At 63.8% G+C, this 21,752-nt stretch carries 13 protein-coding genes; 10 read left to right on the top strand and 3 right to left on the bottom strand.

The window, feature by feature from the left end; translation table 11 throughout:
* Positions 1–47 precede the first annotated feature (47 nt).
* Complete coding sequence (locus N805_RS13550) at positions 48–1,457, top strand: PLP-dependent aminotransferase family protein (protein WP_028614058.1); 1,410 nt, start codon at positions 48–50, stop codon at positions 1,455–1,457.
* Here the strand turns inward: N805_RS13550 and panB are convergent.
* From panB to N805_RS13535, 3 genes are all read right to left on the bottom strand, one after another.
* Positions 1,445–2,260, bottom strand: a complete 816-nt coding sequence (gene panB, locus N805_RS13545) for a 3-methyl-2-oxobutanoate hydroxymethyltransferase (protein WP_028614057.1) — start codon at positions 2,258–2,260, stop codon at positions 1,445–1,447. The genes N805_RS13550 and panB overlap by 13 nt on opposite strands.
* 260 nt (positions 2,261–2,520) lie before the next feature.
* The gene (gene phnX / locus N805_RS13540; RefSeq protein ID WP_028614056.1) at positions 2,521–3,348 is read right to left on the bottom strand and encodes a phosphonoacetaldehyde hydrolase; all 828 of its coding nucleotides are present in this window, start codon (positions 3,346–3,348) and stop codon (positions 2,521–2,523) included.
* 34 nt (positions 3,349–3,382) lie between these two features.
* Positions 3,383–4,489, bottom strand: coding sequence for a 2-aminoethylphosphonate--pyruvate transaminase (locus tag N805_RS13535; RefSeq protein ID WP_028614055.1), 1,107 nt, complete (start codon positions 4,487–4,489; stop codon positions 3,383–3,385).
* Between the two features lie 112 nt (positions 4,490–4,601).
* On the opposite strand from N805_RS13535, the gene N805_RS13530 reads away from it, so the two are divergent.
* The 9 genes from N805_RS13530 to N805_RS13490 all read left to right on the top strand — a co-directional run bounded on the left by N805_RS13530 (position 4,602) and on the right by N805_RS13490 (position 21,362).
* Positions 4,602–5,465: a LysR substrate-binding domain-containing protein gene (locus N805_RS13530; protein WP_028614054.1), complete on the top strand. Its 864-nt coding sequence runs from the start codon at positions 4,602–4,604 to the stop codon at positions 5,463–5,465.
* 38 nt (positions 5,466–5,503) lie between these two features.
* Entirely contained in the window at positions 5,504–6,526 is a 1,023-nt protein-coding gene (locus tag N805_RS13525; protein WP_028614053.1) for an AraC family transcriptional regulator, read from the top strand.
* A gap of 76 nt (positions 6,527–6,602) precedes the next feature.
* Positions 6,603–11,087 carry an NEL-type E3 ubiquitin ligase domain-containing protein gene (locus tag N805_RS13520; RefSeq protein WP_028614052.1) on the top strand — a complete coding sequence of 1,495 codons (4,485 nt, stop codon included), beginning with the start codon at positions 6,603–6,605 and terminating at the stop codon, positions 11,085–11,087.
* 102 nt (positions 11,088–11,189) lie between these two features.
* On the top strand, positions 11,190–15,683 hold the full coding sequence (locus tag N805_RS13515; RefSeq protein WP_046811327.1) for an NEL-type E3 ubiquitin ligase domain-containing protein: 4,494 nt from the start codon (positions 11,190–11,192) through the stop codon (positions 15,681–15,683).
* Between the two features lie 123 nt (positions 15,684–15,806).
* Positions 15,807–17,453: an acyl-CoA synthetase gene (locus N805_RS13510; protein ID WP_028614050.1), complete on the top strand. Its 1,647-nt coding sequence runs from the start codon at positions 15,807–15,809 to the stop codon at positions 17,451–17,453.
* Between the two features lie 13 nt (positions 17,454–17,466).
* The gene (locus N805_RS13505) at positions 17,467–18,234 is read left to right on the top strand and encodes an SDR family NAD(P)-dependent oxidoreductase (protein ID WP_028614049.1); all 768 of its coding nucleotides are present in this window, start codon (positions 17,467–17,469) and stop codon (positions 18,232–18,234) included.
* 11 nt (positions 18,235–18,245) lie between these two features.
* Entirely contained in the window at positions 18,246–19,439 is a 1,194-nt protein-coding gene (locus N805_RS13500) for an acetyl-CoA C-acyltransferase (protein ID WP_028614048.1), read from the top strand.
* Between the two features lie 8 nt (positions 19,440–19,447).
* Positions 19,448–20,575, top strand: a complete 1,128-nt coding sequence (locus N805_RS13495; RefSeq protein WP_028614047.1) for an acyl-CoA dehydrogenase — start codon at positions 19,448–19,450, stop codon at positions 20,573–20,575.
* 13 nt (positions 20,576–20,588) lie between these two features.
* The gene (locus N805_RS13490) at positions 20,589–21,362 is read left to right on the top strand and encodes an enoyl-CoA hydratase (RefSeq protein ID WP_028614046.1); all 774 of its coding nucleotides are present in this window, start codon (positions 20,589–20,591) and stop codon (positions 21,360–21,362) included.
* The last annotated feature ends 390 nt before the right edge of the window (positions 21,363–21,752 follow it).

Here is a 21,752-nt window from a genome sequence, read left to right as displayed (position 1 = left end):
TTTACCAACGCGACAGGGTTGGGTTCAATGCCGTCACAGTCGCCGCCATGGACAACAGTCAGATCGACAAGCCCAGCTACACCTACCAGGCGGTCTACCGCTACTTGCTCGACAGGATCGAGGCAGCGCCCTGCGATGTGGAGCAGCGCTTGCCGTCGCTGCGCGAGCTGGCCCAGCGCCTGAGCGTTTCGGTATCCAGTACCAAGTACGCCTATGCGCTGCTGGAAGACGAAGGGCGGGTGTATGCGCGGCCCAAGCAGGGCTACTTCAGCCGAACCCGCGCGCCCGCCATGCGTGGCCAGCATTCACCGAGCCTGCTCGACACAGTTTTCGCCAGCGCCCGTCAGCCGGGCATGCTGGCCCTGGGCAGTGATGCGCCGGCCATGTTGCTGTCGCTGCAACAGCCGTTACTGATGATCGAGCGCGAACTGGCGCGCCAATACCCGCACTCGTTGGCACCGTTGTTCCAGCCGTTCGGTGAGCCCGAGTTGCGCAGCGTGCTGGCCGACCGCTACACCCGCTCGGCCCAGCATTACTGGAGCGCCGATCAGGTATTCATCGGCGCGGACCTGCGCAGCATCCTCGATTTATCGTTACGCGCGCTCGACCTGGAGGGCCAGGTGGCGCTGGTGGAGTCGCCCTGCAACTGGGCGGTGCTGAGGCAGTTGCAGGCTGCACGCATGATCATCATCGAAGTGCCATTGGGTGATGACGGGCGTTTCGACCTGCAGCAGTTTCACCGGCTGCTGTGCGATCAGCCGGTGCGCCTGGCAGTGCTGTCGTCAGCGGCCAACGTGCCGCAAGGTGGCTTGATGCCCGCAGCGGACAAACAGCAGATTTGCCGCTGGCTGGCCGAGGACGCGGTGTGGCTGTTTGAAAACGATGGCTACGGCCAGTTGTGTTTCGACGGGTCAGCGCCACGCTACCGGGACTTCGCCGACCCTGACCGGCTACTGGTGTTTTCGACCTTCGACAAGCTGATCGGTGCAGAGGCGCCCTTTGGCTACCTGCTCTGCCGGCAACATACCGAGCGGTTGCAGCAGCTGTTTATGGAACGTGCTTTTCGCTTGTCACCGATTCGCCAAAAGGCCATCGCCAAGCTGTTCACCTCGCGCCGGGTCGAGCTGCATGTACAGCGCTTGCGGCCCATGCTGCGCCAACGCCTGCAGCAGATGAAGGCGCTACTGGACGTCTACGGCCAGGGCTGCCTGCGCATCACCGAGCCCCAAGGCGGGGCCAGCCTGTGGTTGCAGGCGACCCGGCCGATAGATATGCGCCGGGTCTTCGAGCGGTTGCTGGCGCAGCGCATCGTCATCGCCCCCGGGGAGCTCTTCAGCCAGTGTGGCCTATGGCGCAGCCACCTGCGGCTGTGCTGCACAGTGGACTGGAGCAAGAATATCGCCTCCGCGCTGCAATGCCTGGTCGAGGCGATTCAGGCCGAAGCTCAAGCCCCGTAGCAGTGGTGCAGGGCAGGGAACGCCCCGTCGCGCACTTCGTCTGCATAGCGGGCGCAGGCCTCACGGATCACCTGGCCGACGTCGGCATACTGCTTGACGAAGCGTGGCACGTGGTCCCCCCCCAGCCCCAGCAGGTCTTCGGTGACCAGCACCTGGCCATCGCAGGCGGGTGAGGCGCCAATGCCAATGGTCGGTTTGTCGCTGGCCTGGGTGATGGCGCGGGCCACGGGCTCTGCCACGCCTTCCAGCAACAGGCTGAAAGCCCCGGCGTGCAGGTTGGCCTGCGCATCGGCCCGCAGCGCTGCCGCGCTGTCCGGGCTTAGCCCCTGGGCCTTGTAGCCGCCCATGGCATTGACGAACTGCGGCATCAGGCCGATGTGCGCCATGATCGGGATACCCCGTGCGACCAGGAATTCGACGGTGCTCGCCAATGCCTGATTGGCCTCCAGCTTGAGCGCGTCGCAGCCGGTGCTGGCCAATACCTGGGCGCAGTTGCGAAAGGCTTGTTCGTGGGATTCCTGGTAGCTGCCAAACGGCATGTCGGCGATCACGCAGGCCAGGCGGGTGCTGTCGACCACGGCGCGGGTATGGGCGATGGTCTCGTCCAGGCGCATGCCCAGGGTGGACGGGCGGCCGTAGCCGACCATGGCCGTGGAATCGCCGACCAGGATGAAGTCGACCAGCGGGTCGATCACCCGGGCGATGGAGCTTGAGTAGGCGGTGAGCGATACGATCTTCTGCCGGCCTTTCATGGCTACCAGTTGCGGGACGGTAAGGCGGCTGGTGCGGGTGTGTGTGCTCATTGGGGGCTGGGCATCTCAGGACTGGGATGGCCCATTGTTGGGAACTTGCAGCGGCAACTCAATGTACAGATCCAGGCTGAAAAGCGACCCAGATTACCTGCTTGATCCGCCCGGCTTTGTAGTCTTGTGGGGGCGCGGCCTTGTGTCGCGATCGGGCCGCAGAGCGGCCCCTCGGATTTAGCAAAAAGGGCTGGATTGCCGGGGCTGCTGCGCAGCCCGATCGCGACACAAGGCCGCTCCTACAGGCCTTGCGCACGGCTTCAGAAGGCTTGTGGCATCTCGCCTTTGGCCAGGCGCCGGTTGATGTCGGCGATCACTTCAGGCAGTTCGTTGATGGTATCGATCAGGTAGTGCGGGCGCGAGCTGGCAAACAGTGCGTGGATGCGCGTGCGCTCGCTTTCCAGCTTCTCCGCGCTCAGCGCCCGGAAGCCTTCCCAGGTCAGCCCCAGCGCGTTGCCCGAGCACACCAGTGCCACGGTCCACATGCCGGCACGGCGGCCTTCGAGAATGCCCGGCACGGTGTCGTCGACCTTCACGCAGGCCGCCACATCGTCAATGCCCAGTGCAATCACGTTGGCCAGGGCCTGGGCCGGCCATGGTCGGCCGTTAGGGGTTTCGTCGGTGGCCACCACGTGGTCGGCCACGTAACCGTTCTGCGCCGCCAGTTCTACCACCTTGTCCATCACCACCTTCGGGTAGCCCGAGCACGAGCCGATCTTCAGGCCGTCCTGGCGCAGCCCGGTAAGGGTGTCCAGCGCACCGGGGATCAGTGCCGAGTGCACGGCGATCTTCTCGATCTGCAGCGGCATGAAGCGGTTGTAGATGGCGGTGACGTCATCGTCGGTCGGCGTGCGGCCGAACACCTTGCGGTAGCGCTCGGCGATTTCCGGTACGTCGCACAGGGTACGGATGTGGTCCCACTTGCCCATGCCCATCGGGCCACGGGCTTCCTCGATGGACACTTGCACGTCGAACTCGGCAAAGGCCTCGACAAAGATCTGGGTGGGGGCGAAAGAGCCGAAGTCGACCACGGTGCCGGCCCAGTCGAGGATGGCGGCTTGCAGCTGGGTGGGGTTGCTGTAGTTCATGTGCGCTAATTCCTGAATTCGGGTGGGCAAAGGGTCAGATGTCCAGCACTTCCATTTCCCGCAGTACTTCGGCCACAGCATTCACGGCGGCCTGCATGCCATCGGCACCGACCACGCCAATGCAGCCGACGCGGAAGGTTTCGACCTGGGTCAGCTTGCCCGGGTAGAGGATGAAGCCCTTGGCCTTGACCCGCTCGTAGAAGTCCTTGAACTGGTAGCGAGGATCGTTTGGTGCGTGGAAGGTGACGATGATCGGCGCCTGGATATCGGCTGGCAGGAAGCTGCGCAGGCCGATGGCGGCCATGCCGTCGAGCAGGGTCTTGCAGTTGTCGGCGTAGCGTTGGTGGCGCGCAGGCAGGCCGCCTTCCTCGTTGTATTGCTGCAGTGCTTCGTGCAGGGCCGCGACCACGTGGGTGGGCGGGGTGAAGCGCCACTGGCCGGTCTTGGCCATGTAGGCGTGCTGGTCGTACAGGTCCATGGCCAGCGAGTGGGCATTGCCCTCGGCGGCAGCCAGGGCGGTTTTTTCGGCGAAGACGAAGCCCATGCCGGGTACGCCTTCCAGGCACTTGCCGGAGGCGGCGATCAGCGCTTCGAAGGGGATTTCGCGGGCATCGATCGGCAGCGCGCCGAACGAGCTCATGGCATCGATGATCAGGCGCTTGCCGTGACGTTTGATCACCTGGGCGATCTCGGGCAGCGGGTTGAGGATGCCGGTGCTGGTTTCGCAGTGGATCAGTGCCACGTGGGTCACCGCAGGGTCGGCAGCCAGCAGCCTGTCGACATCAGCGGCAGTGGTGGGCTGGTCTTCGGCGGTTTCGAAGGTGCTGTAGGTGCGGCCCAGCACTTTGCAGATCTTTGCCAGGCGCTGGCCATAAGCGCCATTGATCAGCACCAGGACCTTGCCGTCGCGTGGCACCAGGGTGCCGATGGCCGCTTCCACGGCAAAGGTGCCGCTGCCTTGCAGGGGCACGCAGTGGTGGCTGGCGGTGCCGTCGACAATCGCCAGCAGTTGCTCGCAGACGCTGGCAGTCAGCTGGTTGAAATCACGGTCCCAGGAGCCCCAGTCCACCAGCATGGCTTGGCGGGTGCGGATTGATGTGGTCAGGGGACCGGGGGTCAGCAAGATAGGGGCGTTGCTCATTCCGTTTTTCCTCACAAGCGGTGGAGTGAAACTACGGGACCTAGGTTGCAATTCGGGCTGCTATCAATCAAATTGTTTGTTGTTATCTCAGCTATAAGTCAGGCCGATAAATATGAACTTGTTCCAGCTACGTGCCTTCGACGCCGTGGCCCGTGAGGGCAGCTTTACCCGTGCTGCCGAGCGCCTGTTCATCAGCCAGCCGGCAGTGACCGGGCACATCAAGGCCCTCGAGGAGCACTACCAGATCACCTTGCTGCGGCGCACCGCGCGGCGCGTGGAGTTGACCGAAGAGGGCACGCGGCTGGCGGCCATCACCCGGGCCATGTTCGGCCTGGCTGAGGAGGCGCAGGCCATGCTCGAAGCCAACCGGCAGTTGCTGACCGGGCGCCTGGAAGTGGCTGCCGATGGCCCGCACCGGGTCATGCCCATGCTGGCGCAGTTACGCGAGCGCTACCCCGGCATCACGGTCAATTTGCGGCTGGGTAACGCGCAGGAGACGCTGGCTGCGCTGTTGTCCGAACATGCCGACGTGGCGGTGCTGACCGAGATCGAGCCACGCAAGGGCCTGTACCTGCAGAACCTGTGCGAATCGCGCTTGTGCGCGTTGTTGCCAGCGGGCCATGCCTGGGCTGGCGGCGAAGGTGACTTGCCCCTGGCCGAGCTGCACCAGCAGATCATGGTGCTGCGCGAACCCAGCTCGACTACCCGGCGTACCTTCGACAAGGCCTGTGCTACTGCCGGTGTGCAGCCACGGGTGCTGCTGGAGCTGGACAGCCGTGAGGCGGTCACCGAGGCGGTGGCATCGCAGCTGGGCATCGGTGTGGTGTCGTCCACGGAAGTGGCCAACGACCCCCGGGTGGTGGCGCGACCGCTGGGCGGGCAGGGGCTGGTCAACCAGCACATGGTTGGCTGCCTGGAGCGGCGCCGTGAGTTACGCTTGATCCAGGCATTCCTGGGCCTGGCGGCCAGCCTTTGAGCCGGCCTGAGATGCCGGCATAACCTGATGGACAGCTGATGAGCGAGAAAGACACCATTTCCATGCAACTGGTGCGCGAAGCCTTGTTGCAGACCTGCCCGGCGGGTGAGCCGGATGTGGGGTTGCTGGCCCGCGCCGGTATCGATGCGGGGCAGTTGCAGGCCCCGGATGCACGGGTCAGCGCCGAGGCCTATGCCCGCCTCTGGCGCTTGCTGGCGCGGCGTTGCAACGACGAGTTCTTTGCCATGGACCCGCGCGGCCTGCGCAGCGGCAGCCTGGCGTTCCTGTGCCGGGCGAGCATGGCCCAGCCAACCTTGGGCGAGGGCCTGGAAACCGCGCTGGCGTTTCTTTCGCTGATGCTCGAAGACTTGCAGCCGAGCCTGGTGCGTCAGCAGGGCCTGGCCGAAATCGTCATCAATGAGCCGCGCGATCTCCCACGGCGGGCGTTCACCTATTTCACCTTCTGGATGATCGTGCATGGCGTGGCCTGCTGGCTGGCCGGGCGACGCATCGCCATCCTGGCCATCGAGTTGCGCTGTGCCGAACCACCGTACTGCGACGATTACCGGGTGATGTTTTCGGAGAACCTGCAGTTCGATCGGCCCAGCACCCGCATGATCATCAGCGCAGATTGCCTTGACGTGCCACTGCGCCGCAGCCCCGAGGACCTGCAGCGCTTTTTGGCCGAGGCGCCCGGCAACATCCTGGTCAAGTACCGTGATCCTTCCAGCCTGGCGCGGCGTATCCGCGCCGACCTGCTGCAACTGGACCCGTCGCGTTGGCCCGATGCCGATGCCCTGGCACGAAAACTGTGCCTGTCTTCGTCAACCTTGCGGCGTCGGTTGGCGGAGGAGGGGCAGAGCTACCAGGTGCTCAAGGATAGCGTCCGGCGTGAGCTGGCCATTGCGTGGTTGAGCCAGGTCGAGGCGCCCATGGGGGAAATTGCCGAGCGCCTTGGCTTTGCCGATGGCAGTTCGTTCTACAAGGCGTTTCGCAAGTGGTTCGGCTGCAACCCTGGGCAGTACCGTGCGCTGATCCAGGCCCGGGGCACGGCAGGCTGAAGGGTGGTGATTCCCACTGCCGCTGGCGGTGGTCTGTAGGCAGGTTATCGGTCGTCCCCCACCCAGGAAAGCGACCATGCCACAGACTGATACCGACACCCGCGTGCAAAATGCCGATGCTGAATTCACTGCCGAGCTCCTGCCTGCTTGGCTGAAGAATGCCAGCGGGGTGCAAATCGAGAGCCTGCGCGCCAAGGTCAGGGCTCACCTCGCCAGCCAAAGGCAGTTGTCGGTCTCGACCCGGCAACTTCAGCCACTGCACACATTCGCCAAGAATTTGCTCGAGCCGGCCATCAAGGCCAGGATGGGCGTGACGCTTGACCTGGATACTGCGCTGTGGCGGGAAGAGCGCCGTCGGTTGGACATTTCGCAAGGGACCATACGCGAATTCACGTCTTATTTCGTCAGGGGCCCCGCGCTGCAGAAGCTGGTGCAAAACTTCGAGAGCGCTGAGTCGTTCTTTGCCCAGACTGCCCTGGTGCAAGCTGCGCAGGCGGGCGCGCTAAGCGAACAGGTAGTGTGCAGTGACATCGATGGCCTGGTCAGCCTGTGCCGCAGTACGGACGTTGGCGCAGCCTACCAGAGGCACCTGGCGCAGGTGTACAACGATGACTTCGAACGCGCCCTGGCCGAAGACAAGCGCCTTGAACTGGCGGTGGCGGTCCAGACGGCGAGCATGAAGGGGCAACTGACTGAGCATGATCTGCGCATGGTGCAGCAGGCGATTCGCGGCGTGGCAGTCAGCCATCCGCAAAGCCAGCGAGTGGTGGTGGGGGGGCTCAAGGTATTGAGTTGCCAGCTGGATGGCGTGCTGGCATTCGAGCTGCTGGGCTCATGGGCGCGGCCTAGCCAACCTATCCCTCTACCGGACACAAACCGGGGAGTGCTGCTCTACCTGCCGGATGATCCACAGCAGCCGTTGCGCTTTTTCGATGACTGGTCAGCGGCCAACCGGGGGCTGGTTGCGGCCCTGGCAGACGACAGTTTCCGCAAGGCCTTCGCCCAGCGGACAACGCTACATGACCGGGCGCGCTACCTGACTTTGCTTGCCACGCGTCTGGGCGATGACCAGCCCGACCTGCAACCCGTATTGGTGCCGAGCTCTTCAGGCGCTTTCAGTGCGATGGCCGCCTGGCACGTGCAGCGGGTCAAGCGCGACGCAAGCTTTCTGGCTGTACCCACTGAGCAGGCGGATGCCACAGCCGCAGCCCGGCGCCAGCGCGAACTTGAAAGCGCCGGCCTTGCGTTACTGAGCCTGGCGGGTTTGTTTGTGCCAGCGATTGGCGCGCTGTTGCTGATCGATTGGGGACGGCAATTGCTTGGCCAGCTCTATGAAGGAGTCAATGACTGGAGCCAAGGGCATCAGCACGAAGCCCTTGAACACCTGTTGCAGCTGGCCTCCAGCCTTGCTGCCACAGGTCTGGTGGCAGGAGGCGTAGTCGCAGCCCGTAGTGCGTTCTTCGATGCGCTGGAACCTGTCACTACAGAAGCGGGGGCGCAACGCTTGTGGCGGCACGATTTGCAACCCTACCGCCAGCCCAAACCCAGCGTGCCACTGGTCGAACTGGACAGTGGGCTGTACAGCGATGGTAACGGGCACTGGTGGCGTGATGGGCAAGGGTATTATCGGGTGAGACAGGATGCCCGAGGCACCTGGCGCCTGCTGCATCGCGAGCAGCCCGGCGCTTTCGGGCCTGGCCTGCAAGGTAATGGCGAGCGTGCGTGGCGTCTGGCCCTGGAGCGCCCACTGGAGTGGGGGGGCGAGGTTGAGCTGCTGAGCCGGCTTTGGCCCTCGGTATGGGATCTGGACAGCGAGCGCGTGGCGCAGATCCTCAAGGTTGCCGATATCGACGAAGTACACCTGCGAGGTTTGCTGGTGGAGGGGCGGCGCTTGCCGGTTCGCTTGCGCGACACCCTGGAGAGGTTCTCGGTGGATGCGCGTATCCAGCGGTTTTTCCAGGCTGCAGCGCCAAGCGAGGCCGATACCGACATCTGGCACTGGTGTGTCAACAGCCTGGGGTTGGCAGGCGTGGTAGATGACGAGCAGACCGCTTTGATCCAGGCCAGCGCTGTCAGCTTGCGCCCGCGTTTGCTGGAGCACTTCTCCAGCCGGTACCTGATCGATGACGAGGCGGTAAGCCTGGTGAAACGAGACTTCCCGACACTGCCGGACGCCTATGCACTCGAGGTACTGAATCGAGCCGATGACGCAATGCGTCTGCGCATGCGCACCGAAGCGCGCCTGCCACTGGCATTGGCAGAGCGAGCACGTGGCCTGCTGCAGGAAGCCCGTCTGGTCCGGCTACGCGAGGCGCTGTACCTGCGGGGTAGCTACCGTGTCGATACGGTCGAACTGTTGTTTGTGCTGTTACGCCACCATGGGCTTGGGCAGTCTCATTTCAACCTGGTACTGCGGGACAAGTCCGAATTCGGCCCCGTGCTGGCGAGGCTGTTTCCCGAAGCAAGGGGGCAGCAAACCCTTGTGCTGGTGTGGCGACAAGGTGCTTTCGACCTGTATGAAGAAAACGGTCTGCGCAGCGAGCTGGAGGTCGCCGAGCCGCAAGGCATTTTTGAAGTGTTGGCAGCTTGCCTTCCAGAAGCCTATCGGCAGCGTCAGGGCTGGCTTGGTGAAGATGCCCTGGCACGCATGCGGGCCGCGATGCTGGGCTGGGTGCCAGCGCAGCGGCAGGCGTTGCTTCGTCTGCTCGGCTGGCGCGAAGCTCGCGCGCTGCCTTCGTCCTTGCAGCGCCTTGCTGACGGGCGGGTCGGCTACTTGCTCAGCGGTCGGGCCGTATCGTCGGTGCCCTCAGGGCAGGTTCTGCGTCAGCGGATTCGCAGCCTTTACCCAGGCTTTGATCAGCAAGAGGTCGAGCGCTTCCTGCAGATTCTGCTGCGTGTTCCTGGCTCGGTCTACTCGGGCCTGCTGCGCATGGAGCAGGAGTATCAGCGCCTCGATGAGCACCTGCAAAGCTGGACGGTGGCGGTGTTGGGGCGCGCGAGAAATACCCGGCGGGAGGTCGCCGATGCTTTCCGGCGTGCCTGGCGACTGGAAGGCGAGCAGTTGGTCGATGGCCTGGGAGAGGCGACCGGCTTGCGCTTGAGTCTCGTCGGTTGGCCGGTGGGAGAGCTGCCAGCCTTACCCGCCGGTACAGACTTTGCTCATGTCATCGACTTGCGGCTGGTAGGGCTGCATCTGCAAGCCTTGTCGGCCGGTTTTCTACGCAGTTTCCCGGGCTTGCAGAGTCTGGACCTGAGCAATAACAGCTTGGACGCCCTGCCTGAACATCTGCGCGGGCTTCCTCTCTTGAGGCACCTGAACCTGCGGCGCAACCGCATTCGCGTAACGGCAAATCAGTCCAGCGCCCTGACCGAGCTACCCCAATTGCGAACGCTTGACCTGAGTGAGAACCCGTTGGGTGCGATCAGCCTTCAGTTCAACCAGTTGTCCGGCCTGCGTGACTTGCGGTTGTTCCGCTGCGGCTTGTTGCGGGTGCCGGCAGGGTTGGAGTGGTTGGGGATGCTGCAAAATGTTGACCTGCGCAACAACTTGCTAAGCGATCTGCCAGCGGCATTGCTCGATGCTCCGGAGCCTCTGCGTCGCGTGATAGCTGTACAGGGCAACGCATTGTCCGCGCACATAACCGAGCGCCTGTATGCCCAGGCTCCGCACGTGCACCTGGGGGGCGAGGCAGTGGAAGCTGTGGATGGCATGGCCATGTGGCTCGCAACCCTGGAGGAGGCCGATATTGACGATCGACGCCGCCAATGGGAAGCCTTGCTGCGTGAGCCAGGGAGCACTGCGTTCTTCCAACTGCTCGACGAGCTTACCGGGAGCTCGGACTATCGTCTGGTGCGCACTGACCTGAGCCGGCGTGTGTGGACCATGATCGAGGCGCTCAACCAGGATACGCGCATGCGCCAGGAACTGTTCGAACTGGCGGCTGATCCGCGTACTTGCGTGGACAGCGTTGCCAGTTGTTTCGGTCACCTGGAGGTGCGCCAGCAAGTGCTCCTGGCTACCCACGGCGGTGACCCACTGACCACGCGTGACGCACGGCTGCAGTTGGCTCGGCGCCTCTTCCGGCTGGACCGTGTGGAAGCGTTCGCACGTCAGGACTTCCAGGCCCGGCCGCAACCCGGGGATGGTGAAGCGGTGGACGAGGTGGAAGTCAGCCTCGCCTACCGCACCGGGCTATCGGTACGGCTCGATCTGATTGGTCAGCCACGTACCATGCAGTTTCGCGCGATTGCCGGGGTGACCCGCAATGATCTGGAAAGGGTTTACCGAGCTGTGCAGGAGGCTGAAGCCAGCGACGAACTGGCGGTTTTCATAAGCCAGCGTGATTTCTGGTTGCCGGTGCTGCGGGGGCAGCGTGCAGATGATTTCGAGGCGCTCGAGCAACGGTTCGAGACCCGATTGCAGGCACTCGATGAGCGCAAGGAGGCGCTAGGCAGTGCAGCATATGTGCAACAGGCCAACCAGATAGGCAAGGACCGTGATGCGGCGCTGAATGCACTGGCTCTGCGCTTGACCCGCGAAGCGCTGCTGGCGCCGTCCTGAAGGCAGCCGGGGGCGAAGCACGGGCACGGTTGTATTTCCGTGTGCCTTGTCCAGGGCAGGTTGGCGAGCATGCCAACCTCACCTCTCGCTCCTGGGGCATCCATGACTTCCAGCACCTCCAACCCTGTGATCAACCATGAAAAAGCAACCGATGATTTCATCGCTGCCAGGCTCCCCGACTGGCTGAAACGCGCTAGCCAGGCCCAGATCGCCGGCCTGCGCGCCAGCCTCAATGCCCACCACGCCAGCCAGGCCCGTCTGCGCGGGCTCACGCTGACCCTGCAACCTCTGCAGGTGTTCGCCGAAAAGCACCTGTTGGGCGTGCTGGTGAAGCCACTGCCGGAAGGCATGGCCCTCGCAGGGCTGGAATGGCTGCAGGTATCACCACGCGTTGGGACATTGCCCGGCACGTTTCAGCAAACTTACCAATACTCGGCGACCCGGCAGGGTGGTTTGCTGAGGCTGATGGGTAATTTCGGCCCTGATGAATCGTTTTATGTGGGCACCGGGCTGGTATGCCCTGGTCGTGATGACGTGTTGACCGGCACGGCCGCGCAACTAGTGGCGACATGCCGTGCACTGGATGTGGGCCGGCTCTACCAGGTGGAGCTTGAGCGTACGTTCAATGCCACCACCGAAGACATTCTTGCCCAGGACAAACGTTCAGGCTTGGCACTGGCTGCGCAGGTCGCGGCGCTCAAGGGCGACATCGACGAGCAGGTGCAGCAGGCCTTAAGCAAGATGGTAGAGGGTGGGGGTGCCCATTCCGACACTGGCCTGCATGGCTACCCCGGCTTGCTGGAGGTGTTGGGCCAGCGTGTGGCTGACGGGCTGTTCATTCGCTTGCGAGACAGTATTGGCCAGGACCGCGGCGTGGTCCTTTACCTGCCCAGCGATCCCGTGCAGGCTCTGCGCCGCTTCGATACCACAGAGGCCATGAACGCCGCGATGGCTGCAGCTTTGCAAGGGAAGGCCTACCGAGACTACTTCATTCAGCTGATCAGCTTGCGACATCGGGCAAGCACCGCAGGTGTGCTGAGTAGCCGTCTCAAGGACGCGCAGCCCGATCTGGCGTTGAAGGGCGCTACAGCGTCTGGGGACCTGTTCGCCGCGCTGGCCGCGCAACAGCTGCAGCGGGTCAAGGACGACGCTCGGCTGTTGCTGGTACCCACCGCGGACGCCGATGCTGCTGCCGCGCGCGCTCGCCATGCTGCGTGGCATGCCGCGGGGCTCGACTTGCTCAACCTGGCGGGGCTTTTCATCCCTGTCGTAGGCGCGCTACTGCTTGGCCAACTGGTGGCACAGACGCTTGGCGAAGTCTTCGAAGGCGTAAAGGACTGGGCCCGGGGGCACCAGCACGAGGCGCTGGAGCACATGCTGGGGGTTGCCGAGACGGTGGCTGCGACAGCGGTGACCGTGGGCGCTGTGAGCTTTTTGCGCAGCACCTTTGTCGATAGCCTGCAGCCTGTGAACGTGGGTGGGCGGCGTGGCCGGTTGTGTTCGGATGACATCACGGCCTACGAGTCGAACCCAGGCACCATCGCCCTGCGTGATGATGGGCTCTATGGTGACGAGAGCCGGTGTTGGCTGCGCAGGGGCCAGCGTTACTATGAAGTCCAGCGCAGTGAGCCTGAGGCCCCTTACCGCCTGCGTCACCCTGGCGGCAACACAGCGTTCGGGCCGACGGTGCTGCACAACGGCGAGCGCGGCTGGCGCCTGCTGCAAGATCAACCGCAACGCTGGAGCGACGTGCGCCTGATGCTCGACTGCCTGTGGCCGCAGCATCCTGCCATTGATGCACAGCGGGCGGCGCAGGTGCTGCGAGTGGCGGGTGTGGATGCCGAGGAGTTGCGCGGCGTGCTGGTAGAAAACCGGCCGGCGCCTGTCAACCTGCGCGAGACCTTGCGGCGCTTCGAGGCCGATGCACGTATCGAGTCGTTCTTCACTCGCCTGAACAGCTACTCGCTTGCCACGCAAGACCGTGCATTGCTGGAGTGGTGCCAGGCGCGTTCTGGCAGTACCGACAGCGACCTCCTGCTGCACCAGCGAGCTGCACTGCAGGGGCCTCTTCTCGAGCACCTTTGCAGTTCACCAGCTGCCGATGACGCTCTGCTGAGCTTGATAAAACGTGACTTTGCCGGTTTGCCGCAAGCTTATGCACAGGCATTGGTGGCGCAGGCGAGCGAACGTGAACGGTTCCTGGCAACGTCCGGCGGGCGAGTGACGCTGGGGCTTGCGAGCAAGGCCCGCTCCCTGCTGCGCTTGGCTAGATTGAACCGTACGCTCGAGGGGCTTTACCTGCCCGCTAGCTACTGCAACGAAACCGGGCAACTGGCTTTCGCGCTACTCCAGGGCGAGTTGGAAAGCAGCGCAGCCGTGTCTTGCGAAGCGCTCAGCGTGGAATTGCGCGACAGTGGACCGGACGGGCGTTTGCTAAAGGCCGTGGGCACCGCTGTCGACCCCCTCGTGCGCAGGGTAGTGGTGCACAACGCGGGACGGTTCCAGCTTTACGATGGCCTGGGGCGTGGGCTGCCGTTCGGCCCTGGCAACCCGGCAAGCCTCTACGACATGCTTGCGGCTGCCTTGGCGCCTGAGCATCATGCGGCGCTTGGCATGGTTCAAGGCGCTGCCGGGGCTCAACTATGCCAGCGGCTGCTGGCCAGGCTGCCTGCCACGCACCAAGGGGTCGCCGAGCTCTTGCAATGGCCGACGCAAATGCAGTGGTTGAACCCTGGGCGCCGCTTGGCAGACGGCCGGGTTGGCTACTTGCTCAGTGGCCGTACCGCGGGTGACAGCCGTTCTCTGCCAGCGCGTGTTCGTGAGCGTTTACGCCAGCTTTATCCCGGGCTGGACGAGGCGCAACTGGATCAGGAACAGGCACTTTTGATGAATGGGCAGCGGCCTGCCTATGAGTGCCTCGTCGAACTCGAGGACGACCATGACCAGTTGGTTCGCCACCTCAATTCCTGGATCAGCGCCGAACTGAGCGAAGGGCGCCAGATGATTCGCCGGCGAGTGTCCGATGTCATCGTGCGGGCCTGGCGCCTGCAGGGAGACTGGATCTACAACCCTGCGGGTACGCCGACAGGTCAGCGCCTGTCGCTGGGCGGCATGCTGCTCACCACTCTGCCGGAGCTACCGGTGGCCATCGATTTTCACCGTATTTCCAGCCTGCGATTGCAGGAGTCGGCGGTTGACACGGTGCCAGTAAACTTCTTGCGCCCGTTTACCACGCTGACTGAGCTGGACCTGAGTTTCAACCGGCTGCGCAATCTTCCGCTCGGGGTCGCTTACCTGCCGCAACTGCAGCGTTTGCGACTGGCGCACAATCAGATCCGCCTCAATGCCCAAGCAGTCGGGGTCCTGCAGGCAATGCCCGGCTTGTCCCATCTTGACCTGAGCTATAACCGGCTGGAAAACCTCGACCTGGGCTTCAACTATCTCTCTGCCCTGACTGACCTGAACTTGCGCCATTGTCGGCTGGGTAGCTGGCCCAGCCGGATCGAGCTGTGCGGCCTGCTTATGCACTGTGACCTGCGCGACAATCAGTTGCCGGCACCACCGCAGGCGCTGATGGCAATGCCTTATGCCTGGCGCCGGGCCCTTCTCGTCGACCGCAACCCGCTGAGCGGGGGGCAATTGCAACGTTTGTTCGCACTGGACCCCATCGAGGAGCATGGACATTTGCCAGAACCGATGGCCAGGATCGACTTGCTTCATGCGCGCTCCTTGTGGCTGCAGCATGTCCCTGATGCCGATCGAGCTGCGCGCGCAGTACTGTGGGACGGCCTGTTGGCCGACCCGAGCGCCGCAGGCTTGTTCCGTATTTTGGCGTTGTTGGAGCATACGGCCGATTATCAATCGGTAGTTGCCGGAGGCGGCCGGGACGCACTTGCGCGTGATGTATGGGCCGCGCTGCTGGCGATCGAGGGCAGTCCGGCATTGCGGATACGCGTCTTTGAAGAGGCCAATCAACCGGTCTCCTGCTCGGACATGGTCAGCGATCGTTTCAGTAACTTGAATGTGAGGGTATTGCTGGCCAAGGCTGAAACCGACGCGCGGGACCTGACGCAACGGGCACAGTTGATGGCATTCGGCCGGCAGCTGTTTCGGCTTGATCAGGTGTGGCAGCAGGCCAACCGGGCGATACTGCGCCAGGGCGGCGAGGGTGAACAGGTGGGGCGCTCGGCCTTGGCACTGGCATACCGTGTGCGCCTGCGCGAGCGTCTTGATTTGCCCGGCCAACCACGGGCGATGCGCTACCCGAACTCTGTCGCCTTGAGCGACCAACAAGTCAACGGCGTGGCCGCGGCTGTGCTCGCCAATGAGACGATCGAGGCGCTGACTCAAAGCCTGGTGAGTCGATTGTTCTGGCAAACCTGTCTTCGTGAGCAGCACCGCGCGTTGTTCGAGGCACTCAGGACCGACTATCTCCAGCGCAGGGCAAACTTGCGCGCTATCCAGCCACCCGTCCCGGTCGACCATCTGCGTTCGCAGCTCGCTGATCTGGACGATCAGGAGCTACGCGATACAGAGCGACTGATGGCAGGGTTGACCGAGTCTTACTTGCATAGCCTGCGCCGGGGCGCCGCCTGATCTGCAGGGCGGCCAAACCAGTCATCCAGATTGACAGCTTTGGCCATTGCCGCCGTGCATGAGCGGCGCGAACATCGTCAGACCGATGGTTAACTCCAAAAACAAGAAACCAGGAGCCTGACGATGCGCGATTACACCGAGGCTGCTCGTGCGTTCGACCATGGCCAGGCTGCTGCGGCGGCGCTGCATGGCCACCTCGAAGCCCTCAATGCCTGTGTCGAATGCTGTGACCGCCATGCCGGTGACGGCAAGCTGGCGCTGATCCACGAAGACCGCGATGGCAACACTGTGCGGTACAGTTTCGACCAGCTCAAGGCGCAGGCTGCCCGTTTTGCCAATGCGCTCAAAGCACAAGGCGTGGGCGCCGGTGACCGGGTGGCTGGGTTGATGCCACGCACCCCCGAGCTACTTGTCACCATCCTCGCCACCTGGCGCCTTGGCGCCGTATACCAGCCGTTGTTCACAGCGTTCGGCCCCAAGGCCATCGAGCACCGCCTTGAGCAGTCGCATGCCCGCGTAGTGGTTACCGACAGCCTTAACCGGGGCAAGCTGGACGACGTGCATGCCTGCCCGACCATCATCACCGTCAATGCCCGCGTCGGCGAGCTGGACTTCCAGCAGTGCCTGGAGGGTGCCGCGAGCGACTGTGAGCCGGTAATGCGCTCGGGTAACGACCCGTTCTTGCTGATGTTCACGTCAGGCACCACCGGCCCGGCCAAACCGCTGGAAGTGCCGCTGCGTGCCATTGTCGCGTTTCAGGGCTACATGCGCGACGCCATCGACCTGCGCAGCGAAGACAACTTCTGGAACCTGGCCGACCCGGGGTGGGCCTATGGCCTGTACTACGCGGTCACCGGCCCGTTGTCGCTGGGCCATGCCACCACGTTCTACGATGGCCCGTTCAGCGTCGAAAGCTGCGCGCGGGTGATCGACAAGCTGGGCATCACCAACCTGGCAGGCTCGCCCACCGCCTACCGCTTGCTGATTGCTGCCGGCAGTGCGTTCTCGGCGCCTGTCAAAGGCCGCCTGCGCGTAGTCAGCAGTGCCGGTGAACCGCTCAACCCGGAGGTGATCCGCTGGTTCGCCGACGAGCTGGGCGTGACCATCCACGACCACTACGGCCAGACCGAGCTGGGTATGGTGCTGTGCAACCACCATGGCCTGTCACACCCCGTACACCTGGGGTCGGCTGGTTTCGCCATCCCCGGCCATCGCATCGTGGTGCTGGACGAGCAGGGTAACGAACTGCCGCCTGGCCAGCCGGGCACCCTGGCCGTCGACCGCGAGCAATCGCCCCTTTGCTGGTTCGGCGGCTACCACGGCCTGCCGACCAAGGCCTTCATCGGCAAGTACTACCTCAGTGGCGACACCGTCGAGCTTAACGCTGATGGCAGCATCAGTTTCGTTGGCCGCAGCGATGACGTGATTACCACGTCCGGGTATCGCGTGGGGCCGTTCGACGTCGAGAGCGCGTTGATCGAGCACCCCGCGGTGGTCGAGGCCGCAGTCATCGGCAAGCCGGACCCGGAACGTACCGAACTGATCAAGGCGTTCGTGGTGCTGGCCCAAGGCGTCGACGGGTGTGCCGAGCTTGAAGAAACGCTGCGTCAGCATGTACGCCAGCGCCTGTATGCACATGCCTACCCCCGCGAAATCGAATTCGTCAGCGAGCTGCCCAAGACCCCGAGCGGCAAGCTGCAACGCTTCATCCTGCGCAACCAGGAAGTCGCCAAACAACAAGCGCAACAGGCCACCCCTGCCAGCGTCTGAAAGGAAACCGATCATGCTCATAGCCAATAAACACTTCATTGTCAGCGGCGCCGCCTCCGGGTTGGGTGCGGCCACGGCGCAGATGCTGGTCGAGGCCGGCGCCAAGGTCATGCTGGTCGACCTCAATGCCCAGGCCGTCGAGGCCAAGGCCCGTGAGCTCGGTGACAACGCCCGCTTCGCCGTGGCTGACATCAGCGACGAGCAGGCTGCCCAGGCGGCCGTCGATGCAGCCGTCAGCGCCTTTGGCAGCTTGCAAGGGCTGGTCAATTGCGCGGGCATCGTTGGTGCCGAGAAGGTGCTGGGCAAGCAGGGCCCGCATGGCCTGGCCAGCTTCGCCAAGGTCATCAACGTCAACCTGGTCGGCAGCTTCAATTTGCTGCGCCTGACCGCTGCAGCCATGGCCGAAGGGCCTGCCGATGAGGCGGGCGAGCGTGGCGTGATCATCAACACCGCCTCCATCGCTGCCTATGACGGCCAGATCGGTCAGGCTGCCTACGCTGCCTCCAAGGGCGCCATCGCCAGCCTGACCTTGCCGGCCGCGCGCGAACTGGCACGCTTCGGCATCCGCGTAATGACCATTGCCCCGGGCATCTTCGAAACGCCGATGATGGCTGGCATGACCGAGGAAGTGCGTGCTTCGCTGGCTGCCGGCGTGCCGTTCCCGCCACGTTTGGGCCGCCCGCAGGAATACGCTGCGCTGGCCCGTCACATTATCGAGAACAGCATGCTCAACGGCGAGGTGATCCGCCTCGACGGTGCACTGCGCATGGCTGCCAAGTAAGGAGAGCGAACATGACCCTCGCCAATGATCCGATCGTAATCGTCAGCGCCGTGCGCACGCCCATGGGCGGCCTGCAGGGCGACCTGAAAAGCCTGACCGCGCCACAACTGGGTAGCGCGGCCATTCGTGGTGCCGTGGAACGTGCCGGCATCGATGCTGCCAGTGTCGAGCAAGTGCTGTTCGGTTGCGTACTGCCGGCCGGTCTGGGCCAGGCGCCGGCACGCCAGGCGGCGCTGGGGGCCGGGCTGGACAAGCACACCACCTGCACCACCCTGAACAAGATGTGCGGCTCGGGCATGCAGGCCGCGATCATGGCCCATGACCTGCTGCTGGCCGGCACCGCAGACGTGGTGGTGGCGGGTGGTATGGAGAGCATGACCAATGCCCCGTACCTGCTGGACAAAGCCCGTGGCGGCTACCGCATGGGCCACGGCAAGATCATCGACCACATGTTCATGGACGGCCTGGAAGACGCCTATGACAAAGGCCGTCTGATGGGCACCTTTGCCGAAGACTGCGCCCAGGCCAATGCTTTTAGCCGCGAAGCCCAGGACCAGTTCGCCATCACCTCGCTTACCCGCGCCCAGGACGCGATCAGTAGCGGCCGCTTTGCCGCCGAAATCGTGCCGGTGGAAGTCTCCGAGGGCAAGGAAAAGCGCGTTATCACAGATGACGAGCAGCCGCCCAAGGCGCGCCTGGACAAGATTCCGCAGCTCAAGCCCGCCTTCCGTGAGGGGGGTACGGTGACCGCAGCCAACTCCAGCTCGATTTCCGATGGCGCTGCGGCGCTGGTACTGATGCGCCGCTCCGAAGCCGACAAGCGCGGCCTCAAAGCACTGGCGGTGATCCACGGTCATGCGGCCTTTGCCGACACCCCGGCGCTGTTCCCGACCGCGCCGATCGGCGCCATCGACAAACTGATGAAACGCACCGGCTGGAACCTGGCCGAAGTCGACCTGTTCGAGATCAATGAGGCCTTTGCCGTGGTCACCCTGGCGGCCATGAAACACCTTGACCTGCCCCACGACAAGGTCAACATTCACGGCGGCGCCTGTGCCCTTGGCCACCCGATCGGCGCTTCCGGCGCACGCATCCTGGTGACCCTGCTGTCGGCCCTTCGCCAGAACAACCTGCGCCGTGGCGTGGCGGCCATCTGCATTGGCGGCGGCGAGGCCACGGCCATGGCCGTCGAATGCCTGTACTGAGGTGAACCATGCTGGTAACTGACGAGCAACAACAGATCGCCGATGCGGTACGCGCTTTTGCCCAGGAACGGCTTAAACCTTTTGCCGAGCAGTGGGACAAGGAACACCGCTTCCCCAAGGAGGCCATCGAGGAGATGGCCGAGCTGGGCCTGTTCGGCATGCTGGTCCCGGAGCAGTGGGGCGGCAGCGACACCGGTTACGTGGCCTACGCCATGGCCCTGGAAGAAATCGCCGCTGGCGATGGTGCCTGCTCGACCATCATGAGCGTGCACAACTCGGTAGGCTGTGTACCCATCCTGCGTTTTGGCACCGAGCAGCAGAAGGCGCAGTTCCTCACCCCCCTTGCAACTGGCGCGATGCTGGGTGCCTTTGCCCTCACCGAACCGCAGGCTGGCTCCGATGCTAGCAGCCTGAAGGCCCGTGCGCGTCTGGACGGTGACCACTATGTGCTCAATGGCAGCAAGCAGTTCATCACCTCCGGGCAGAGCGCCGGGGTAGTGATCGTGTTTGCCGTGACCGACCCAGAGGCCGGCAAGCGCGGGATCAGCGCCTTTATCGTGCCCACTGATTCGGCGGGCTACCAGGTAGCGCGGGTGGAGGACAAGCTCGGCCAGCACGCGTCCGACACCTGCCAGATCGTCTTCGAAAACGTGCGTGTGCCGGTGGCCAACCGCCTGGGCGCAGAAGGCGAGGGCTACAAGATTGCCCTGGCCAACCTTGAAGGCGGGCGCATCGGTATCGCCTCGCAGGCTGTGGGCATGGCCCGTGCGGCGTTCGAAGTGGCGCGTGACTATGCCAATGAGCGGCAAAGCTTTGGCAAGGCGCTGATCGAACACCAGGCCGTGGCTTTCCGCCTGGCCGACATGGCGACCAAAATTGCCGTGGCCCGGCAGATGGTGCTGCACGCCGCCGCGCTACGTGACGCCGGGCGCCCGGCGCTGGTGGAAGCGTCCATGGCCAAGCTGTTTGCCTCGGAAATGGCCGAAAAGGTCTGTTCGGATGCCTTGCAGACCCTGGGCGGTTATGGCTATCTGAGTGACTTCCCGCTGGAGCGGATCTACCGCGACGTTCGGGTTTGCCAGATCTACGAAGGCACCAGCGACATTCAGCGCATGGTCATTGCGCGCAATCTTTGAAGGAGCAGACTGCATGGCATTCGAAACCATCCTGTTGGACATTCACGGCAAGGTCGGCCTGATTACCCTCAACCGCCCGCAGGCGCTGAATGCGCTGAATGCGCAGATTGTTGGCGAGATCAACCAGGCCCTGGACCAGCTCGAGCGTGACCCGAACATCGGCTGCGTGGTGCTCACGGGTTCGGCCAAGGCCTTTGCCGCGGGCGCCGACATCAAGGAAATGGCCGACCTGCAATACCCGCAGATCTACGTCGATGACCTGTTCAGCGATGCTGACCGCATTGCCAACCGGCGCAAGCCGATCATTGCTGCGGTATCCGGCTTCGCCTTGGGCGGCGGCTGCGAGCTGGCGATGATGTGTGACTTTATCCTTGCTGCGGACAACGCCAAGTTTGGTCAGCCGGAAATCAACCTTGGTGTGCTGCCGGGCATGGGCGGTACCCAGCGGCTCACCCGTGCGGTGGGCAAGGCCAAGGCCATGGAACTGTGCCTGACCGGTCGCCTGATGGGCGCCGAAGAGGCCGAGCGTGCGGGCCTGGTGGCGCGCATTGTGCCGCAGGCGGACTTGGTCGAAGAGGCGCTTAAAGTGGCGGCGACCATTGCCAGCAAGTCGATCCCGGTGAGCATGATGGTCAAGGAGAGCGTCAATCGCGCGTTCGAAGTTACCCTCAGCGAGGGTGTGCGGTTTGAGCGCCGGGTGTTCCATGCGGCGTTCTCTACCGAAGACCAGAAAGAAGGCATGGCCGCATTCATCGCCAAGCGCGAGGCGCAGTTCAAGGATCGTTGATCAGACTCGGTTCGTGCCGTTGCCGTTGCCGTTGCCGTTGCCGTTACCGTTGTTTTTGCTTCTGAGCGCGCGGTAGTTCAGGCGACGCAGATTGCGACTTCAGGAGGCCGAGCGCAGGGCTTGCGAAGGGAGGTGACGGGCATGGATGCCCGTCAAGCGCTGGGCCCCAGGATGGGGCCTGCAGCGCGGTCCTCCCGGGAGCAAGCCCGGAGCGAGGGGACCCCGGAGCGTAGCGCAGGGGCCGGATGATGGGAGCCAGCGTTTTTTGGTTACTTTTTGTCGCGTTTGACAAAAAGTGACCCGCCGTAAGGGCGGAAAGGTGACTAAGCGCCACCTTTGAAAATGAATGTTGACCTCATTGTTGATGCCCACGCCTTCAAGCGACAAGCG

Source organism: Pseudomonas putida S13.1.2 (assembly GCF_000498395.2).
Lineage (GTDB): Bacteria > Pseudomonadota > Gammaproteobacteria > Pseudomonadales > Pseudomonadaceae > Aquipseudomonas > Aquipseudomonas putida_Q.
Note: the sequence above shows the minus strand (reverse complement) of the source record. Positions and strands in the feature narration are given on the sequence as shown.